The 18,376-nt window shown below is 67.6% G+C and carries 17 protein-coding genes and 1 pseudogene; 8 read left to right on the top strand and 10 right to left on the bottom strand.

Features of this window, described 5'->3' with window-relative positions; translation table 11 throughout:
* Positions 1-57 precede the first annotated feature (57 nt).
* The 6 genes and pseudogenes from BLU17_RS02275 to BLU17_RS02250 all read right to left on the bottom strand — a co-directional run.
* A complete protein-coding gene (locus BLU17_RS02275; protein WP_176928900.1) occupies positions 58-999 on the bottom strand; it encodes an ion channel in 942 nt (313 codons plus the stop codon).
* A 302-nt stretch (positions 1,000-1,301) separates the two neighbouring features.
* A complete protein-coding gene (locus tag BLU17_RS02270; RefSeq protein WP_091993823.1) occupies positions 1,302-1,547 on the bottom strand; it encodes a hypothetical protein in 246 nt (81 codons plus the stop codon).
* 73 nt (positions 1,548-1,620) lie between these two features.
* Entirely contained in the window at positions 1,621-1,842 is a 222-nt protein-coding gene (locus tag BLU17_RS02265; RefSeq protein ID WP_091993821.1) for a hypothetical protein, read from the bottom strand.
* A 215-nt stretch (positions 1,843-2,057) separates the two neighbouring features.
* A complete protein-coding gene (locus tag BLU17_RS02260; RefSeq protein ID WP_091993819.1) occupies positions 2,058-3,032 on the bottom strand; it encodes a carbohydrate kinase family protein in 975 nt (324 codons plus the stop codon).
* A 4-nt stretch (positions 3,033-3,036) separates the two neighbouring features.
* Positions 3,037-4,401, bottom strand: coding sequence for an AGE family epimerase/isomerase (locus BLU17_RS02255; RefSeq protein ID WP_091993817.1), 1,365 nt, complete (start codon positions 4,399-4,401; stop codon positions 3,037-3,039).
* 178 nt (positions 4,402-4,579) lie between these two features.
* Positions 4,580-5,572 (bottom strand): annotated as a pseudogene (locus tag BLU17_RS02250) (LacI family DNA-binding transcriptional regulator); the annotation flags it as partial.
* Between the two features lie 244 nt (positions 5,573-5,816).
* Here BLU17_RS02250 and BLU17_RS02245 point away from each other — a divergent pair.
* Positions 5,817-5,972 carry a DUF3309 family protein gene (locus BLU17_RS02245; RefSeq protein ID WP_042265605.1) on the top strand — a complete coding sequence of 52 codons (156 nt, stop codon included), beginning with the start codon at positions 5,817-5,819 and terminating at the stop codon, positions 5,970-5,972.
* A gap of 101 nt (positions 5,973-6,073) precedes the next feature.
* Here the strand turns inward: BLU17_RS02245 and BLU17_RS02240 are convergent, their stop codons facing one another.
* Both BLU17_RS02240 and BLU17_RS02235 read right to left on the bottom strand, forming a co-directional pair.
* Positions 6,074-7,921 (bottom strand): EAL domain-containing protein, encoded by a 1,848-nt coding sequence (locus BLU17_RS02240; protein ID WP_091993815.1) that lies wholly within the window; start codon positions 7,919-7,921, stop codon positions 6,074-6,076.
* A gap of 262 nt (positions 7,922-8,183) precedes the next feature.
* Positions 8,184-9,230, bottom strand: a complete 1,047-nt coding sequence (locus BLU17_RS02235; protein ID WP_091993812.1) for a bile acid:sodium symporter family protein — start codon at positions 9,228-9,230, stop codon at positions 8,184-8,186.
* Positions 9,231-9,283: 53 nt separating this feature from the next.
* Here BLU17_RS02235 and BLU17_RS32995 point away from each other — a divergent pair, with 53 nt between their 5' ends.
* From BLU17_RS32995 to BLU17_RS02220, 4 genes are all read left to right on the top strand, one after another.
* Positions 9,284-9,484 (top strand): hypothetical protein, encoded by a 201-nt coding sequence (locus tag BLU17_RS32995; protein ID WP_176928888.1) that lies wholly within the window; start codon positions 9,284-9,286, stop codon positions 9,482-9,484.
* Positions 9,485-9,808: 324 nt separating this feature from the next.
* A complete protein-coding gene (locus BLU17_RS02230) occupies positions 9,809-10,339 on the top strand; it encodes a hypothetical protein (protein WP_091993809.1) in 531 nt (176 codons plus the stop codon).
* Between the two features lie 515 nt (positions 10,340-10,854).
* Complete coding sequence (locus BLU17_RS02225) at positions 10,855-11,949, top strand: porin (protein ID WP_091993807.1); 1,095 nt, start codon at positions 10,855-10,857, stop codon at positions 11,947-11,949.
* Between the two features lie 185 nt (positions 11,950-12,134).
* Complete coding sequence (locus BLU17_RS02220) at positions 12,135-13,127, top strand: LysR family transcriptional regulator (RefSeq protein ID WP_091993805.1); 993 nt, start codon at positions 12,135-12,137, stop codon at positions 13,125-13,127.
* 16 nt (positions 13,128-13,143) lie between these two features.
* On the opposite strand, the gene BLU17_RS02215 is transcribed toward BLU17_RS02220, so the two are convergent.
* Positions 13,144-14,109 (bottom strand): NAD(P)H-dependent flavin oxidoreductase, encoded by a 966-nt coding sequence (locus tag BLU17_RS02215; RefSeq protein ID WP_091993802.1) that lies wholly within the window; start codon positions 14,107-14,109, stop codon positions 13,144-13,146.
* Between the two features lie 251 nt (positions 14,110-14,360).
* Between BLU17_RS02215 and BLU17_RS02210 the strand changes: the two genes are divergently transcribed.
* Complete coding sequence (locus tag BLU17_RS02210) at positions 14,361-15,254, top strand: alpha/beta fold hydrolase (RefSeq protein WP_091993799.1); 894 nt, start codon at positions 14,361-14,363, stop codon at positions 15,252-15,254.
* Positions 15,255-15,276: 22 nt separating this feature from the next.
* Here BLU17_RS02210 and BLU17_RS02205 read toward each other — a convergent pair whose 3' ends face one another.
* Positions 15,277-15,762 carry an Lrp/AsnC family transcriptional regulator gene (locus tag BLU17_RS02205; protein ID WP_091993796.1) on the bottom strand — a complete coding sequence of 162 codons (486 nt, stop codon included), beginning with the start codon at positions 15,760-15,762 and terminating at the stop codon, positions 15,277-15,279.
* A 159-nt stretch (positions 15,763-15,921) separates the two neighbouring features.
* Between BLU17_RS02205 and BLU17_RS02200 the strand changes: the two genes are divergently transcribed.
* Positions 15,922-16,827 carry a DMT family transporter gene (locus BLU17_RS02200; protein WP_091994197.1) on the top strand — a complete coding sequence of 302 codons (906 nt, stop codon included), beginning with the start codon at positions 15,922-15,924 and terminating at the stop codon, positions 16,825-16,827.
* Positions 16,828-16,925: 98 nt separating this feature from the next.
* The gene (locus BLU17_RS02195; protein ID WP_091993793.1) at positions 16,926-18,227 is read left to right on the top strand and encodes a DUF445 domain-containing protein; all 1,302 of its coding nucleotides are present in this window, start codon (positions 16,926-16,928) and stop codon (positions 18,225-18,227) included.
* The last annotated feature ends 149 nt before the right edge of the window (positions 18,228-18,376 follow it).

Below are 18,376 nucleotides of genomic sequence, written 5' to 3'. Positions count from 1 at the left end.
AGCGAGATTTTTCGCTATGTCCGCGCCAACCGGGCGTGGCCCGCTCCGGGTGTCCCCTCAGATCACGCGAGGCCCGTAAGGTTTTGCCCCATCGAACGGCGTGACGTCGTGAAAGTGCGCGTAGTCCATCGTGCTCACGCCGTCCACGTCGCTCATCAGATCGACGTAGCGGTAGTGCCAGCGGATCTGCCGGTTGGACCAGCTATAGCGCGCCTGCATGGTCTGCGCGGTCGACTCGTCGGAGCCCTCGATCACCAGGTGCAGCGTGGCGTGCTGGCTCGCGAGCGTCTCGGGCGTGATGCCGTAGAGCGGGCTCGTTTCGTCGATCACATGCATGAGATTCCAGCCCAGCGTGAAAAGCGGATGCTGGTCGCACACGAGCTTGAGGTCGTGAATGCGCCGCGCGCGATAGCCGTCCGACGACGTCTCGACGCGGATCAGCCGCAGCTTCGCGCCCGCTTCGGCGATCACGTTCTGGCGCGCGTTGGCGGCGCGCGCCATCAGCGTCATGCGGCCTTCGATGGGATGCACCACCACTTCGCGGGCGAACATGATCTTGGCGCGCGGGCGCGAGAAGCGCGCGAACACGAGGCCCGTGGCCAACGCGACCCCGGCCATGCCGACGAAGATTTCGAGCGTGGCGACGACATGCGCGTAGATCGTCTGCGGATGCATGTCGCCGTAGCCGACCGTCGCGAGCGTTTCCACGCTGAAGAAGAACGCGCCGAGAAAGCCCTGCGGGTACTGGTTGGCGATGGGCGCGGCGCCGAGCTGGTAGAGGCATGCGAACACGCCGTTAAGCAGGAGGAAGAGGCCCGCGAGCGAGGCGAAGAACGTGGGCCAGCGCATGGTGAGCGCCGTGTGATAGAAGTCGCCCCAGGTTTGCAGCGGCATGCCGTAGACGAGCACTTCGTGCGAGCCGATCAGCAGCTTGCGCGGCGCGCCGCGCATTGTCCGGCGTTTCGCTCTGCTGGACGCCCCGGCTTTGCGGGGCGCCATGTCCACGCCCGGCGAATCACCGGATGCCGGTTCGGCCTCCTGGGCGGCTTCCTGGTTCGCGAAGCGCTCCGGCGTTTCGGGCGTCATGATGGTCCCTGCGGATCTGTCGTGAGAAGACGAGCGTAGCAATGCCGACGGGACAGGACAAGCGGGCCGGATGCCCGGCGAAGCCGCGTTCCGCAAGACGGCAATGCACCGGCGGCCGCTGGGCGGGGCGGCACGCGCGGTCGCGTCGCGCCGGCTATACGGGCGGGAGCACGCGGGAACGAGGCGGGAACGGGCGGCAGGGCAAAGCGGACCGTTTACGGAAACCCGTGCGGCTTCGGAATGCCCGCACCGTGCTCGATGTCGGCGATGGCCTGGCGGCGCGCGGCGTCCACGGCTTGCGCGGGGGCGTCGAAGCCCGCATTGCCGCCGATCGTGATCCACGGCTGCACGGCCTTGTCGCGATGCGTGATCTGATACTCGGCGTCCCAGCGCGCGCCCTGCAGTTCGAGCGGATGCACGTGGATGGCGTAGACGCCATAGAGAAAGAGCTGTTCGGTCATGATGACCTCCACGGTGCCATCGCGTCCCGCGCCGGCCGGTTTACCCGCGCCGCGCCGCGCGGCCGATGGCGACCTACAGTTCGAGTTCGCCAAGAATGCGGTGCGCCAGCGCCTTGGCTTCTTCGAGAGCTTCTTCCGGCGTGCCCGACGCGGCTTCGACTTCGTAGACCGCGTTCTCGAGTTCCTCGCCGTCGTCGCGCGCCAGGGAGACCAGGCCCTGGTACTGGCCGGCGTTCATGGGCCGCACCGTTGCGACGGCCGTGTAGATCCCCTTGGTGTAGGTGACGTCTTCCATAACGTGCTCCCCTTGTCGTGCTCCGTTGGGAAGGAAACCCTCGTCGGGCTGCGTGGATCCCGCCATGCGGGTGAGTGCGCGCTTCGCTCGCTCACCGGCAACAAGAGGGAAATTCCATGCTAGCACGTTGCCCGCGCGGCTGCGGGACACGCACATGACGGCGGCGCGGCGCTTTCGTGTCAGCGCCGCGCCGCGTCCCGGCGATGCACCGTGCGCTAGTCGGCGAGCAGCGCAACGACTTCGTCGAGCGTCGGCGAATGGGCGCCGGGCCGGCGGCACGCGGCCGCGCCCGCGGCGAGCGCGAAGGCGAGATGCTGGCGCCAGGTGCGCTGCGGCGCGCTCATCAGGCTGAACAGCAGCCCGCCGATGGAAGCGTCGCCCGCGCCGACGGTATCGGCCACCTCGACGCGTGGGGGGGCCGCTTCGAGCACCTCGTCGCCCGCGTAGAGCGTGGCCGCCTGCGCACCGCGCGTGACGAGCAGCGTGGCGGCCGGATTGAGCGCGCGCATCGCGTCGATGGCTTCGGCCTCGGTCTTGCCGGCGAACAGCATGCGCAGGTCTTCGTCGGAGACCTTGATGAGGTCGGCGAGCGCGGCCATGCGGCGCAGGACCGGCTCGTAGCCGTGCGCCATGAGGTTGCGGTAGTTCGGATCGAAGCTGATCTTCACGCCGGCCGCGCGCAGTTCGGCGGCGAGCATGGCGAGTGTTTCGCCGAGCGGCTGGCGCACGAGGCTGATGCAGCCGAAGTGCGCCCACTTCGCGTGCGCACGCCAGCCTTCGGGCAGCTTCGCGGGGTCGAAGGCGAGGTCGGCGCTGTTGTCGCCGATGAAGTAGTACGCGGGCGGATGCGTTTGATGGACGATCGCGAGCAGCGGCGCGCGCTCCACGCGTTGCATGAAGCGCATGTCGAGACCGGCGGCCACGCTCGCGTTCCACAGCTCGTCCGAGAAGTTGTCGACGCCGAGCGATCCCACGCACGCCGTGGGCAGCCCGAGGCGCGCCACCGCGCGCGCGACGTTCCAGCCCGCGCCGCCCGGATGCGCGCGCCAGTGCGAGTCCGCACCCGGCTGCGAGGCGTGCGGCGCGCCCTCGGGCGCAGCGCTGCGCACGAGATCGGTGAGGATGTCGCCGGCCGAGATGAAGGCCGGGAAGCCGGACGAGAAGTCCGGACCGGTGCTGCACGTGCTCATCGTCTTAGTCCTCGGACTGGTTCTGGCCGCTCGCGGTGCTCGTGGTGTTCGTGGTGCTCGCGCCGTTGCCGCCGTTCGCGCCGGCAGCGGCGGTTTCCTCGCGTTCGCGTCCCGCGGCCGGCGCCATGCCGCGCCCGGGCAGCGCGTTCAGCGCTTCGTAGCATGCGCCCATGGTGTGATAGTCGGTCTTGCCGGCGGGGCTTTTTTCGTCACTGTACTTGCGGTTGTCGCAGGTGAGTATGCGATACCACGCACCGTAGCGATGATCGACGAAGTTCGCCCAGCTATAACGCCAGATCTCGTCGTACCAGTCCCAGAAACGCTCGTTGCCCGTGCGCTTGCCGAGCAGCGCCGCCGTGGCGAACGTTTCGGCCTGCACCCAGAAGTACTTGTCGTGATCGCACACGGTGCCGTCCGGGCCGAAGCCGTAGTAGAGGCCGCCGTGATCGTTGTCCCAGGCGCGCGCCATGGCGGCGTCGAACAGTTCGATCGCGCGCGGCAGCAGCCACGGCAGCGGACGGTGGCGCTCAAGGAGCAGGAGCAGCTTCGCCCACTCCGTTTGATGGCCGGGCTGGAAGCCCCACGGACGGAAGATGTTCGAACTGTCTTCCTCGTTGTAATGCCAGTCCACCGACCAGTCCGCGTGAAAGTGCTCCCACACCAGACCTTGCGAAAGCTTCGCCTGGCGCAGCGTGATGTTCGAAGCGACGCGTTCCGCGCGGTCGAGATAGACGAGATGGCCGGTCGCCTCGTAGGCCGCGAGCAGCGCCTCGGTCGTATGCATGTTCGCGTTCTGGCCGCGATAGCCGGAGACGATCCAGTCGGCGCTCGCCTCGTCGGCGTAGAGACCCGCCGCGCCGTCCCAGAAGCGGTGCTCCATCAGCTCGAAGGTCGCGCCGATCATCGGCCGCGCTTCCTCGATGCCGGCCATCGCCGCGTGCGCGTAGGCAAGCAGCACGAAGGCGAGCCCGTAGCAGTGGCGCGTGCCGTCGAGCGTGCGCTTCTTGCCCTCGCGCCAGTCGATCTCCCAGTCGTAACCCTGCAGTTGCGGGTCCCAGTGGCCGTCGCGCAGGAACTGCAGGCCGTGGCGCGCGTATTCGAGGTGTCGCGCGTCGTCGAACTCGCGATACGCCATCGCATAGTTGAAGACGAAACGGCAACTGCTCACGAGATGCCGCGAGTGCGCGTTGTAGACGGAGCCGTCGTCGCGGAAGTAGTGGAAAAAGCCGCCCGTCGGATCGAGCACGTTCGGCGCATAGAAGCGCAGCGTGTCCTGCACATGGCCGAGCAGGAAGCCGCGGTCGCGAAAGCTCGCGACGCTCGGCGCGGCGACGGGGTGTGCGGGTGCGGGGGAGGCGGTCGTCGTCATGGCTTTCTCTTCTGGCTTGGACGTGGCTTCAGCGTGCTTTCAACGTGTCTTCGGCGAGTGCTTTCGACCGGGCGCTTTCGACGCCTTGCGGCGTCGCGATGCATGACCCGGTTGCAGTCGCGGCGAGCGGCGTACTCGCGGTGCGGCGGCCGTCGGGCGCGCCGGTGCCGTTCGCGGGCGCCGCGCCCAGCGTGCTCGCGCGAGCGACCAGTTGCACCGGCAAGCGGAGTTCGGTGTCGGCGGGCGCATCTTCGAGCAGCAGCTCGACGCCGCGCCGCCCGAGCGCTTCCTTGTCGACGGCGATGGTCGAGAGCGGCGGCGTGGCGTGCGTCGCGCCCGCGATGTCGTCGAAGCCGACGATGGCGACGTCCTCGGGCACGCGCAGGCCGTTGGCGAGGCATACGCGCATGGCCGCGAGCGCGGCGGCGTCGTTATAGGCGAAGAGGGCGTCGGGCGTCGGGCGCGACGCGGCGCGCGCGGCGTCGATCAAGCGCTGCATGGCGAGCGACGCGCCCGTGTCGGGATCGAGTCCGCCGTCTATTGTCGTTTCGAGCGACGGGTCGAACAGCAACCCCGCTTCGAAGAACGCGCGCCGGTAGCCGAGCGCGCGCTGCGCGATGCTGTAATGCGCGAGCGACCCGCCGATGAACGCGATGCGCCGCCGCCCGAGCGCGAACAGATGCTGCATGGCGAGCGCGGCGCCCGCGGCGTTGTCGACGTTCACCGAGCGCAGGCCCGGCGCCCACAGGTCGATCAACACGAGCGGCCGTTGCAGCGCGACGAGCGCGGCGAGCATTTCCGGCTCGACGAAGCCCGCCACGGCAATGGCGTCGGGCGCGTGCAGGCGCAACTGCTGGGCGGTGTCGTCGGCGGGGCCGGCCGTGAGCAGCGCGGGCACGATGCCGTGCTCGCGGCAGGCGTCTTCCACGCCGTGCAGCACGTGCGAGAAGAAGGGGCTCGCGGCGAAGTTGTTGTGCTGACGGTGCAGCAGGAAAGTGAGACGGCGAATGCGCGGGCGCAGTTGCGCGCAGTCGTAGCCGAGCGCGCGCGCAACTTCGACGATGCGCCCGCGCGTGGCCTCGGAGAGGCCCGGCTGGTTTTTCAGCGCGCGCGACACCGTGCCGATCGACACGTTGGCCGCCTGCGCGACGTCACGAATGGTTGTCCCCATGGTTTCTGGCTTGCGTTCCTGGCTTGCGGTGATGCGGTGCGCGTTCCGCGAGTGGTCAGGTGTGCGGCGATTGTATAGTAAAAATCTTCAAAAAACCCCCAATACAGCGCTGAAACACCCCGGTAGATACCCGTAAACAAGAGAGATAAACGTAAAATTACATGTTTAGTAAAATTAACTAAACAAGCGCTCGGGCATGAGCGTTGCTGAAAGCCGGGTACAACATTCGACTTACGGAGGCATCATGCTCGGCACCCTGCTTCTGGTCATTCTGATCCTGCTGCTCGTCGGCGCGTTCCCGGCCTGGCCGTATAGCCGCTCATGGGGCTACGCGCCTTCCGGCACGCTTGGCATCGTCGTCGTCGTGGTGGTCGTGCTCGTGCTGATGGGGACGATCTAGCGGCGGCGCTGCATGGAGGCAAGCGAAAGCGCAACGGGCCGGCGTGCGGCCGGCCCGTTCTGTTTCCGGGTGCTTTTAGGGGAAATCGCGGTCCGCGACCGTCAGGCGTCGGCGGCTTCGCCCGGCGTCGCGCCGAGCGTGGGAAGCAGGTCGGCGCTGGTGCTGCCGTCGATCACGACGAGGCCCGTGGCTTCGTGCTTCGCGCGGCGCTTCGCGAGGGCCGCGAGCGATGCGATGGCGTCGCTGCTGTGCCGCGCGCCCTGGCCCGGCGCGATGTGCACGCAGCCGATCGCCATCGTCACAAAAGTGAAGAAGGTGGCGTTGCCATGGCGGTCCTCGCCCTGTATGCCGCCCGCCAGCCGGTCGCCCGGCGCGTAGAAGCGCTGCGCGCCTTCGTTGAACGTCTTGATGGCCTGGCGCGCGCGGGCGTGCCACGTTTCGCTCTGGAACAGGATCAGGAAGTCGTCGCCGCCCACGTGGCCAAGGAAGTCGCGCGTGGGATCGCAGGCGTCGGCGAGCACCGTGGCCGCGAACTTCAGCACTTCGTCGCCCTGCCAGTAGCCGTACTGATCGTTGAAGGGCTTGAACTGGTTCAGGTCAACGTAGCAGGCATGAAAGCCCGCGTCGTGCGAGAGCAGGCGCTCGATGTGCGAGCTGATGGGGATGTTGCCCGGCAAAAAGGTGAGCGGATTCGCGTAGCGCGCGGCCTGGATGCGCACCTCCGTCACGGCGCGCACGAGGCTCTCGCCGGTGCCGAGCCCGGCGTAGCGGCCGTTGTCGGTAATGACGAAGCCATCGGCGAGATAGCGCTGATCGTCGCTCGCGAGCAGAGTGGCCATCTGCTCGACGGTCATCGACTGCTCGATCAACACGGGCTGTGCGTTGGCGAACTGCAGGCAGGCCTTCTTGCCGAACAGTTCGCGGTGGTACGGCAGCGCATAGCGGTCCATGAACGCGCGCCGGTTGATAAGGGCGACGGGCGTTTCGCCTTCCACGACGGCCACGGCGTGCAGATCGGGCAGGCCGTTGAAGAGGTCGAGTACGTCGTTGTTGGTCGCGTGGCGCGGCAGCGCGGGCGCGCGCACCAGCATCTTGCCGGCTGGCGCGCCGCCGCCCGCGGGCTGTGTGGCGGCGTTGCGCGTGGCCTCCGGGAATACGGCGATATGGTCCGCGCGAATCGCCTCGCGCGCCTCGCGCGCGAGCACGCGCAGCGGCTCCCGCTCGGGGTGGCCGAAGAAGAAGCCCTGGCCGCACGCGATGCCCATGTCGCGCAGCACGATCAGGTCGGCGGCGTTCTCGATGCCTTCCGCCACGAGCCGCGCCCCGCTTGCCTGCGCGAAATGCTGCATGGCGCGCACGGCCTTGAACTTGAGCGCGTCGTTGGCGATGTCGTGGATGAAGAAGCGGTCGATCTTCACGACGTCGGGCTGCAATTTCACCCAGAGATTGAGGCTTGCGTTGGCGGTGCCGTAGTCGTCGAGCGCGAACTGCGCACCGGCCGCGCGCAGCGTGTCGACGACGGGCAAGAAGTTGCGCAGGTCGTCGACGGCGCTTTGCTCGGTGAGCTCGATCACGACGCGCGTGGGGGCGATCGGGCCGTCGAAGAGCGCGAGGGCCTCGTCGCCGGCCGCGGTGAGCTGGCGCAGCGCGTCGGCGCTGAAATTGAGGAACAGCTTGCCGGGACAGTCGAGCGAAGCGAAGGTCTCGATGCAGGTGCGGGCGGCCGCGCGTTCGAGCGCGGCGGTGCATTGCTCGTCGCCGGCACGCGCGAACAGCGCGGCGGGCGTTTCTAGCGGCGAGCCGGCCGGCCCGCGGATGAGTCCTTCATAGCCGAGAATCGCGCCGCCCTCGAAATCGACAATGGGCTGGAAAACGGCGCGCAACTGGCGCTGTGCGATCAGTGCCGCAACGCCGGGTGTGGCGTGAAGGAGTGGCGCGCGAGCAGACATGGACAAGCCAGAACGGGCGAAGACGTTGAACTTAACGGCATATGATCGAATGAATTGAATGAAATTTTGGTGACAGCGCCGAGGCCGCGCGGTCTGGGGCGTGCGGCGGATGGGCGCGGGAGGGCGGGAAGGCTGGCGCGGGGGCCGGAAGGGGAAGGGGAAGGGGAATTCGCCGGGCAGCCGGATTGGTCCGGCGCGCGACGCGGCGGGGCGACGGCGGGGCGACGGCGTTGCGCCTCCCGCACGACGTGTCGATTGGCGCTCAGCGGCGCGCGGCCGCCGCTGAATGCTTGTTCGGGCCGGAGCGCGACTCGTCGCCCGCGCTGGCGGCGCGCTCGGCGCTCATGTCGCGAGCGCCCCAGCGCTGGGCGAGCGCCGCGCACACCATCAACTGGATCTGATGGAACAGCATGAGCGGCAGCACGACCGCGCCCACGGCGTTCGACGCGAAGATGACCTTCGCCATCGGCACGCCGGCCGCGAGGCTCTTTTTCGAGCCGCAGAAAATGATGGTGATCTGGTCGGCGCGCGAGAAGCCGAGCTTCTTGCTCGTGAACATCGTGATGCCGAGCGCGAGCGCGAGCAGCACCGCGTTCACGACGAGCAGTCCGCCGAGCGCGGTGAGCGGAATGTGATGCCAGAGCCCTTCGTTGACGGCCTCGGAAAACGCGCCGAACACCACGAGCAGGATCGAGCCCTGGTCGACGAACTTGAGCACGCCCCTGTTGCGCTCGATCCAGCGGCCGATCACCGGGCGCAGCAACTGGCCTGCCACGAACGGCACGAGCAGTTGCAGCACGATGTTCCAGACGGTGTGCCAGGCCGAGCCGCCGCTCGCGCTCTGGTTCGTGACGATGAGGCTCACGAGCGCGGGCGTGACGAAGATGCCGATCAGGCTCGACGCCGAGGCGCTGCAGACGGCGGCGGGCACGTTGCCGCGCGCGATCGACGTGAAGGCGATGGACGATTGCACGGTCGAGGGCAGCGTGCAGAGGAACAGCACGCCCGCGTAGAGCGCCGGCGTGACGAGCGGCGAAAGCACGGGCTTGAGCGCGAGACCGAGCACCGGGAAGAGGATGAAGGTGCTGATCAGCACGACGAGGTGCAGCCGCCAGTGCGTCGCGCCGGCGATGATCGCCTCGCGCGAAAGCTTGGCGCCGTGCAGGAAGAACAGCAGCCCGACAGCGACGTTGGTGAGCCAGTTGAACGCGGCGGCGGCGTGGCCGTGCACCGGGAACAGGCTCGCAAGAATCACCGTGCCGACGAGGCAAAGGGTGAAGTTATCGGGCAGGAATTTCGGACGGGCCATCGGACAATCTCAAGTGCGCGCGGGGGCGCCTGGCTGCGCGCGGATCGGTGTGCGTGCAACGGGTGATCGGGATGTCTATTGTCGGCGCAAGCCGATTGAAAAAGCAAATTCATTTGAGGCATCGATTGATGAAGGATGCGCATGTATTGCGCCTGCCTGCATATCTCGTCAGTCGCATCCTGATCGGCACGCGAAACCCGCTTGCGAGACCGAAAGTGGTGAGGAGTCCGCGCATTCTTCAGACCATCGCATGATCGTTTGCGCACAAGGCGGACCTCGCGGAACGCCTTGCCGGGTGGCCTTCCGAGGCCTGTCCCGCTTCCTGAAAATCCTTCAGTAACATGGTGTTACAACCCTTCGGGCGGCATAACATCTTTTGGCTCGACACCCATTCGGCACGCCCATAAATTACCGTCAAAGGGATGTTCGAACCGTTGTGGCGGCAATCGTTACGCGCTGCGCGATGCGCATCCCGGGACTGGCCCGCCATGGCCCGAGTGGCGGGTTGCCAAGCGCAAACCTCGGGCAGGTGAAACGTCACGATGCACGCAGGGTGGTCAAAACTGGGACAGTGGGTCATGGGGGCCGGGTTGGCGGTCTTCATTGCGTTCGCCCATGCGCAGCCCGGTTTTTCGGGGTATGGCGGGGGCGGATTCGCGCGCGCGTCCGCCGTGCATTCGATGTCCGCGCCGCGCGGCGGTTACCGCAGCGCCGTTTACGGCGAACAGGGGATGCCCAGCCGCAGCCGCGCTCTTGGCTACGCCGCCTCGCCCATGCGCGTAGCCGAACCAGGCGGCCGGCGCGAGCGTGGCGGCGCGCGCGCGCCGAATCAATGGCAAGGGCAGGTCCAGCCGCAGGCGCCCCGTCGCGAGTACGCCTACGGCACGCCTTTTGGCGGCTACGGCGGCGGCTACCGCGGCAACCCTATCACGACGGTCAGCGCGGAAACGCGTCAGGTGCCGCATCCGCCGGCCGACTCGCCGGTGCGTGCGGGCTCGATTCGCGAAGACGTCGCCCGCTACAACGAGGAACGCGCCACGTTCCGGCAGTTCCCGCGTACTGGCGGCGAAGTCCCGCGCCCGCCGATGCCTTCGCCTTACCGGAACTGAGCGCCGCCGCCGGCCGCTATTCCGGTTCATTTCCCTCTTTTCCCTCGATTCGCTCCAGGCGCTTGCCTGTCGGCGTCGTCGGCACGCATCCCAAAGAAGCCGTATTTCTGCGCTCACCGAAAACTGACGCGTGGATACCACACTTTTTTGGAAATCTCTCGTCACACAGAAACCTTTCGTCTCAAATCTCGCTTTCGCTATGGCAGCGCGTCATTCGCAACGCGCGGCAAGCGTGAGCGCCGCGCCTGGCGTGGCCCCGCGAGCTGCGGCGCAGCGCAATGCAATGCGATGCAATGCGTTTTCGGCGGGGGAAAACCGGGGTGAGGCAGGCTTCATCGACGGCAAACTATTCCGCCCCATATACCGGCAATAACACCGTCGATTTTTGACCATGAAAATGGTCCGCAAAGATGGATCCGCCCAGAACGGCCACGCCTGCGAACGACGAAAAAACAAAAACTTGCGCGAGCGCCTCAGCCGCCCGACACCCTTTTTTGACAAAGACAGGAGAACCCATGAATACAACGGTCAGCCGCGCGCTGTGCACCACCCTGAAGGCGAGTGCGCTCGCCGCCGTCCTCGCCGCGTCGTCGGCGGCGTTCGCGCAATCGAGCGTCCAGCTTTATGGTCAGGTCGACGAATGGGTCGGGGCGACGAAATTTCCGGGCGGTCAGACGGCCTGGAACGTCGGCGGCGGGGGCATGTCGACGTCATACTGGGGCATGAAGGGGTCCGAGGACCTGGGCGGCGGCTATAAGGCGATCTTCACGCTGGAGAGCTTCTTCCGCGCGCAAAACGGCCAGTACGGCCGCTTCGCCGGCGACACGTTCTTCGCGCGCAACGCGTACGTCGGCGTCGAATCGCCGTACGGCACCGTCACGGCGGGGCGTCTCACGACGCAACTCTTCGTTTCGACGATTCTGTTCAATCCGTTCATCGATTCGTACACCTTCTCGCCGATGGTGTACCACGTGTACCTCGGCCTCTCGACGTTCCCGACCTACACGACCGACCAGGGCGTGGTGGGCGACTCGGGCTGGAACAACGCGGTCCAGTACTCCACGCCCAACTTCAACGGCCTCTCGGGCTCGGCCATGTACGCGTTCGGCAACCAGGCCGGCCAGAACGGCTCGAAGAAGTGGAGCGTGCAGGGCCTGTACTTCCACGGCCCGTTCGCGGCGACGGCCGTCTATCAGTACGTGAACTTCAACAACACGCCGGGCGACATCGGCAGCATCGTGAGCGGCGACACGACCGTCATCGGCCTGAAGAGCCAGGGCGTGGCGCAAGTCGGCCTTTCGTACGATCTCAAGTACGTGAAGTTCTTCGGCCAGTACATGTATACGGCGAACTGGCAGCAGGTCGGCAGCTGGCACGTGAACACGGCGCAAGGCGGCGTGACGGCGCCGGTCGGACCGGGTACCGTCATGGCCTCCTACGCCTACTCGCGCGACGGCGGCGGCCTGAACCAGACGCGCCAGACGGCGGCCGTCGGCTACGACTACGCGCTCTCCAAGCGCACCGACGTCTACGCTGCCTACATGTACGACCACTTCGACAACATGTCGAGCGGCCAGACATACGGCGTGGGCCTGCGCGCGAAGTTCTGAACGGCGCCGCCTTGCACGCCGCCGTTGGGCGGTTTTCCCGAAAAACCCCGCGTTGCACGCAGCGCGGGGTTTTTTGTTTTCCGGCGCGCCCGGCGCCTGCGAGTTTCAACACCTTTATTTGATAAACCGGGGACAATAACGCCGATTGATTCCTGCCCATTTATTTTCGAGTCGAAGGCCGCGCGATGGATACCCTCGTCAGCATGAAAGTGTTCCGCCAGGTGGTGGAGGCGGGCAGCTTCGTCGCGGCGGCCGAGCGCATGGACATGTCCGCGGCGATGGCGAGCAAGCATGTCATGCATCTGGAGCAGCAGCTCGGCGCGCGTCTGCTGAACCGCACCACGCGGCGCGTCGCGCCCACCGAGGCGGGGCGCGAGTATTACGAACGCGTGGCCCAGGCGCTCACCGAGCTCGACGAAGCCGGCCAGGCCGTGGGCGCGGCGAGCGTCGTGCCGCAAGGGCGGCTGCGCGTGTCGTCGCTCACGGCGTTCGGGCTGCGTCACGTGATGGGGGCGGTCGCCGACTACGCCGCCGGGTTTCCGCAGGTGACCGTCGACATCACGCTTTCCGACCGCGTGGTCGAACTGATCGACGAAGGCTTCGACGTGGCGATCCGTGCGGCGCCTTCGGGGCTCAAGTCGTCGTCGCTGATCGCCCGGCCGCTCGCCACCGCGCATATCGTGCTGTGCGCCTCGCCCGAATACCTGCGCCGCCACGGCGCGCCCAGGACCGTCGCCGATCTCGCGCGCCACAACTTCGTGCAGTACGCAGGCGCTTCGGCGCAGGAACTCGCGCTGTTCGCGGAGGGCGCCGCCGCCGGCGTGAAGCCGAAGCCCGGCGGCAACCTCATCGTCAATCACCTGGAGGCGCTGCGCGTGGTGGTGCTGCAAGGCGGTGGCCTGGCGATGCTCGGCACCGAGGTCGTCGGCGACGACATTGCCGAAGGCCGCCTCGTGCCGCTGCTCGTGGACGCGCTGCCGCCGCGCGAATTGCCGATCTATGCCGTGTATGCGAGCCGCCGCCATCTCTCGGCGAAAGTGCGCTCGTTCGTGGATTTCCTCGCCGCGCGTTTTTCGGAGCACGAACTGTGGCCCGGCGTGGAAGCGATCCGTGCGGCGGCGCTCAACGCCGGCGCCGACGCGGCGTTGCGGGGCGCCTCGCCGCGCACGTCGGCATAGCAGCGTCGGGGACGGCTCAGCGCGCGATGCCCAACCGCGCCTTCGTCTCGTCGTACTCGCGCTTGAGCCGCACGACGAGTTCCGCCACGGAAGGCACGTCGTCCATCAGACCCACGCCCTGGCCCGCGCCCCAGACGTCCTTCCAGGCCTTCGCCTTAGAGGTGCCGGCGCCGAAGTCCATCTTCGACTTGTCCGATTCGGGCAGCGCGTCCGGATCGAGGCCGGCGTTCACAATGCTTTCGCGGATGTAATTGCCATGCACGCCGGTGAACAGGTTCGTGTAGACGATGTCGGCGGCTTTCGCTTCGAGGATGGCGTGCTTGTAGGCGTCCACCGCGTGCGCCTCGCGCGTGGCGATGAAGCGCGTGCCCATGTACGCGAGGTCCGCGCCCATGGCCTGCGCGGCGAGGATCGAGCCGCCGTTGGCGATCGCGCCCGAGAGCACGATCGGGCCGTCGAAGATGCGCCGCACTTCGCCCACCAGCGCGAACGGCGAGGTCGTGCCCGCATGGCCGCCCGCGCCGGCGGCCACGAGAATCAGGCCGTCCACGCCGGCTTCGAGCGCCTTGCCCGCATGGCGCAGGTTGATGACGTCGTGCAGCACGATTCCCCCGTAGCTGTGCACGGCGTCGAGCAGTTCCTTCGGCGGCGCGCGCAGGCTGGTGATGAAGATCGGCACCTGATGCTCGACGCACACGCGCACGTCGTGCTCGAGCCGCGCATTCGACTGATGCACGATCTGGTTGACGGCGATCGGGCCGATCACGGCCTCGGGGTTCGCGGCCTTGTGCGCGGCCAGCCCGGCCTTGATCTGCGTGAGCCATTCGCCGAGCAGCTCGGCGGGGCGTGCGTTGAGCGCCGGAAACGAGCCGACGATGCCCGCCTTGCACTGCGCGAGCACGAGCTCCGGGTAGCTGACGATGAACATCGGCGAGCCCACGACGGGCAGCGAGAGATTCTGCAGGACGGCGGGCAATGCCATGTCGGAGGTCTCCTTGCGGCGCGCGGGCGGGCACGCGATCCAGCTTGATCGACCCGGCGGCGCCGGGAGTCGCGGCGCATGCCGATCGCGCAAACAATCGTTCGATTATAGGTGTGGGGTCGTCCGGGCATCGCGCGCGTGCCATTCGAGGGAGTGTTCGGTTTCTACCGTTACGGTGTCAAAAGCGCGTTTTCGAGCCGCGCTCGCCTCATACAATGACCGCAGACCAACAAGCAAAAGAGGCTTTGCCCATGCCCTTCGATGGATTCCAGCCTTTCACCGTTCGCACTTCGGGCGGCGTCGACATCTGCGGCGTGAAGGGCGGCAACGGACCGCCGTTGCTGCTGCTGCACGGCCATCCGCAGACCCACATGATCTGGCACCGCTGCGCCCCCGCGCTCGCGCAGCATTTCACCGTCATCGCGACCGATCTGCGCGGCTACGGCGCATCGTCCAAGCCTGCCAGCGACGCCACGCACGCGGCCTACTCGAAGCGCGCGATGGCGGCCGACCAGGTGGAGGTCATGCGCCATTTCGGCCACGAACGCTTCCTCGTGTGCGCGCACGATCGCGGCGCGCGCGTGGCGCATCGCATGGCCCTCGACCACGCTAGCGCCGTCGAACGGCTGATGCTGCTCGACATCGCGCCCACGCTCGCCATGTACGAGCAAACCAACCGCGAGTTCGCCACGCTCTACTTCCACTGGTTCTTCCTGATCCAGCCCGAGCCGCTGCCGGAAACGCTCATCGAAGCGAATCCCGACGTCTATGTCGAGCGCGTGATGGGCAGCCGCCACGCGGGTCTCGCGCCGTTCGCACCGGAGGCGCTCGACGCATACCGCGCGGCGTTGCGCCAGCCGGGCGCCGTGCACGCGATGTGCGAGGACTACCGCGCGTGCGCGACTATCGACCTCGACCACGACCGCGCCGATCTCGAGCGCGGCAACAAGGTGGCGTGCCCGCTGCGCGTGCTGTGGGGCGCGGAGGGCGTGATCGAGCGCTGCTTCGACCCGCTCGCGGAATGGCGCAAGGTGGCGCGCGACGTGAGCGGCCGCGCGCTGCCGTGCGGCCACTACATTCCCGAGGAAGCGAGCGAGGCGCTGGTCGAGGAGATGCTGGCGTTCTTCGAGACCACCGAGCGCTGACCGGCGGCCGCGGCGCGCCGCCTTAGGCGAGCGGCGGCAGGCGCCGCGGCACCGGCGTGGACTTGACGATGGCCGTGCTGGTCTCGGCGCGCTCGGTGACTTTGGCGAGGATTTCGTCGAGCTGCTCGATCGAATGCAGGTAGAGCCGGGCGATGAAACAGTCGTCGCCGGTGACCTTGTCGCACTCGACGAACTCGGGAATGCGGCGCAATACGTCTTCCACCAGGTGCAACTGCCCCGGCAGCGGCTTTACGCGCACGATGGCCTGCAGCGTATAGCCCAGCGCGCGCGGATCGATTTGCACCGTGTAGCCGCCGATCACGCCTTGCGCCTCCAGCCGGCGCAGCCGCTCGGAGGTGCTCGGCGACGAAAGCCCGACGAGCTTGGCCAGTTCGGCGACGCTCGCGCGCGCGTCCTCGGCGAGCGCCGAGAGCAGCTTGCGGTCGATCTCGTCGAGCGGGGCCGCGCCGGCCGGCGCGGCTGGTGACCTGTTGGGGCGTCGATTCATGGTTTCGCGGGTGTCTCGCCGGGTTGGCCTTTCGATCGAAGGCAAGATTCGTTGTTCGCCTAAGTCTAGCCATGTATTCCTCGCCTTGCAGCCGATAAACTGGCTTTCAGATGCGAGGGCGCGCGCCCTTCGCCAGCCAGAACGAGGATGCAATCGCTCATGTCTTCCACTCCTGAAATTCGCCGCGGCGCAGCCGAGATGATCGTCGCGATGCTGATGTCGGGCACCATCGGCTGGCTCGTGGTCGCCTCGCACCAGGCCCCGATCAACGTCGCCTTTTTGCGTTGCGTGCTGGGCGGCGCGACGCTCGCGCTCGTGTGCGCCGCGCTCGGTCTGCTGCGCCGCGCGCTGCTGCCGCCGCGCACGCTCGCGCTCGCCGTGCTCGGCGGCGCGGCCATCGTCGCGAACTGGGTGCTGCTGTTCGCGGCCTATTCGCGCGCCTCGATCTCGATGGCCACTGCCGTCTACAATACCCAGCCGTTCATGCTGGTCGGTCTCGGCGCACTCGTCCTGCGCGAGCGCGTGAGCGCTTCGACGGTGGCGTGGCTGGCGGTGGCCTTCGCCGGCCTCGTATGCGTGGTCGAGGTGCAGCCCGCCGTGCTCGCGGTGCCCGGCGAGTACCTGAAAGGCGTGGCCTGCGCGGCCGGCGCGGCGTTTCTCTACGCCATCTCGTCGATCATCACGCGCCATCTCAAGGGCACGCCGCCGCATCTGATCGCGCTCGTGCAACTCGCGTTCGGCGCGCTCGCGCTCGCGCCGTTCATTCGCTACGGCACGCTGCCCGCCACGCCGCTGCACTGGGCGCAGCTCGTCACGCTCGGCATCGTGCACACGGGCGTCATGTACGTGCTGCTCTACGGCGCGATCCAGAAGCTGCCCACGGCGATGACGGGCGCGCTCTCGTTCATCTACCCGGTGGTTGCGATCCTCGTGGACTGGTTCGCGTTCGGCCAGCGCCTCGCGTGGATCCAGGTCGCGGGCGCCGCGCTGATCCTCGTCGCGGCGGCGGGCGTCAATCTCGGCTGGCGGATCGTGCCGCAGCGGCGGCACGCGCGTTCGGCCTGAGCGACACGGGCGCGAGGCGCGCGTCGGTGCGTCGGCGCGCGGCGGCGACCGCTGCGGCTGCATAATGTCGCGGTTCTAGTCCGCGACGTTCTCCCCGCATGACCCAGCCGCACGCCAACCATGACGAAGCCGAACTCGCGCGCGCCAAACGCCGCGCGCTGCTCCTGCTGCAAGGCGCGGCGCTCGTGTTCGTGGGCACCGCGCTTTCCCCGCCCGGGCCCGTGATCGACGGCATCAAGGCCGTGAGCGAAGCCGCCATGGTCGGCGCGCTCGCCGACTGGTTCGCCGTGGTCGCGCTGTTCCGGCGCGTGTCGATTCCGTTCGTTTCGGCGCGCACGGGCGTGATTCCGCGCAACAGGGACCGCATCGCCGACGAGCTTGCCAGCTTCGTGCGCGACAAGTTCCTCGACGTGGGTTCGCTCGTCGGCCTGATCCGCCGCCACGATCCGGTCGAGCGGCTTTCCGCGTGGCTCGCGGCCCCGCACAACGCGCAGCGCCTCGGCGACTACACGGTGCGCATGATGTCGGGCGTGCTCGGTCTCACCGACGACGCGCGCATTCAGGGTTTCATCCGCGACGGTCTTCATGCGGCGCTTGCGCGGGTGGACCTCTCGAAGTCGGCAGGGGCGATCCTCGACACGCTGACCCGGGACGGCCGCCACCAGGAGCTGCTCGACCAGATGCTCGACCAGTTGGGTGCGCTGCTGCGCGAGGACGGTACGCGCGCGTTCGTGGCGGGGCGCATCGTGGATGGCCTCAAGGGCGAATTTCCGAAGACCGAGAAGTTTCTGCCTTCCGAATGGATCGGCGAGAGCGGCGCGCGCGTGCTGGAGAGCGCCGTGAACCGGCTGCTGCTGCAGGTGAGCGAGGACCGCGAGCATCACCTGCGCCAGAAGTTCGATGCGGTCGTGGAAAAGCTGATCGTGCAGTTGAAAAGCGATCCGGCCTTCCTGCGCAAGGGCGAGGAGCTGAAGGCGAGCCTGCGCGAAGGCCGCGCGCTCAACGAGTACACGCGCGCGCTTTGGGACAGCCTGCGCGCGTGGTTGCGCGACGATCTGGAGCGCGAGGACTCGGCGCTGCACGAGAAAGTGGCTGCAACGGGCCGCTGGCTGGGCGAAGCGCTCGCCGCCGACGCCGAGCTGCGCGCCTCGCTCAACGGCCACCTCGAAGACGCCGCGCGTGCGATGGCGCCCGATTTCGCGCGCTACCTCACGCATCACATTCGCGACACGGTGAAGAACTGGGACACGCGCGAGACCGCGCGGCTCATCGAGCTGAAGATCGGCAAGGATCTGCAGGAGATTCGCGTGAACGGCACGGTGATAGGCGGCGCGATCGGGCTCGGCCTCTATCTGTGCTCGCACCTGTTCGAGCTTGTCCGGCTGAAAATCGGCTACTGATTTGATTCGGATTCCGGATCAATCGGCGCTTCCGGCGCTTCCGGCATGATTTGCCCGCCGGAAGCGCCGTGTCCGCGACCGTCGGTCATTTGTAGGGAAATCACCGATGCTTCGCGCATTCTGGCGCGGGTATGATGCCCTCGACAGTT

Source organism: Paraburkholderia lycopersici, assembly GCF_900096975.1.
GTDB classification, from domain to species: Bacteria; Pseudomonadota; Gammaproteobacteria; order Burkholderiales; family Burkholderiaceae; genus Paraburkholderia; species Paraburkholderia lycopersici.
This window is presented reverse-complemented; position numbering and strand designations above follow the sequence as displayed.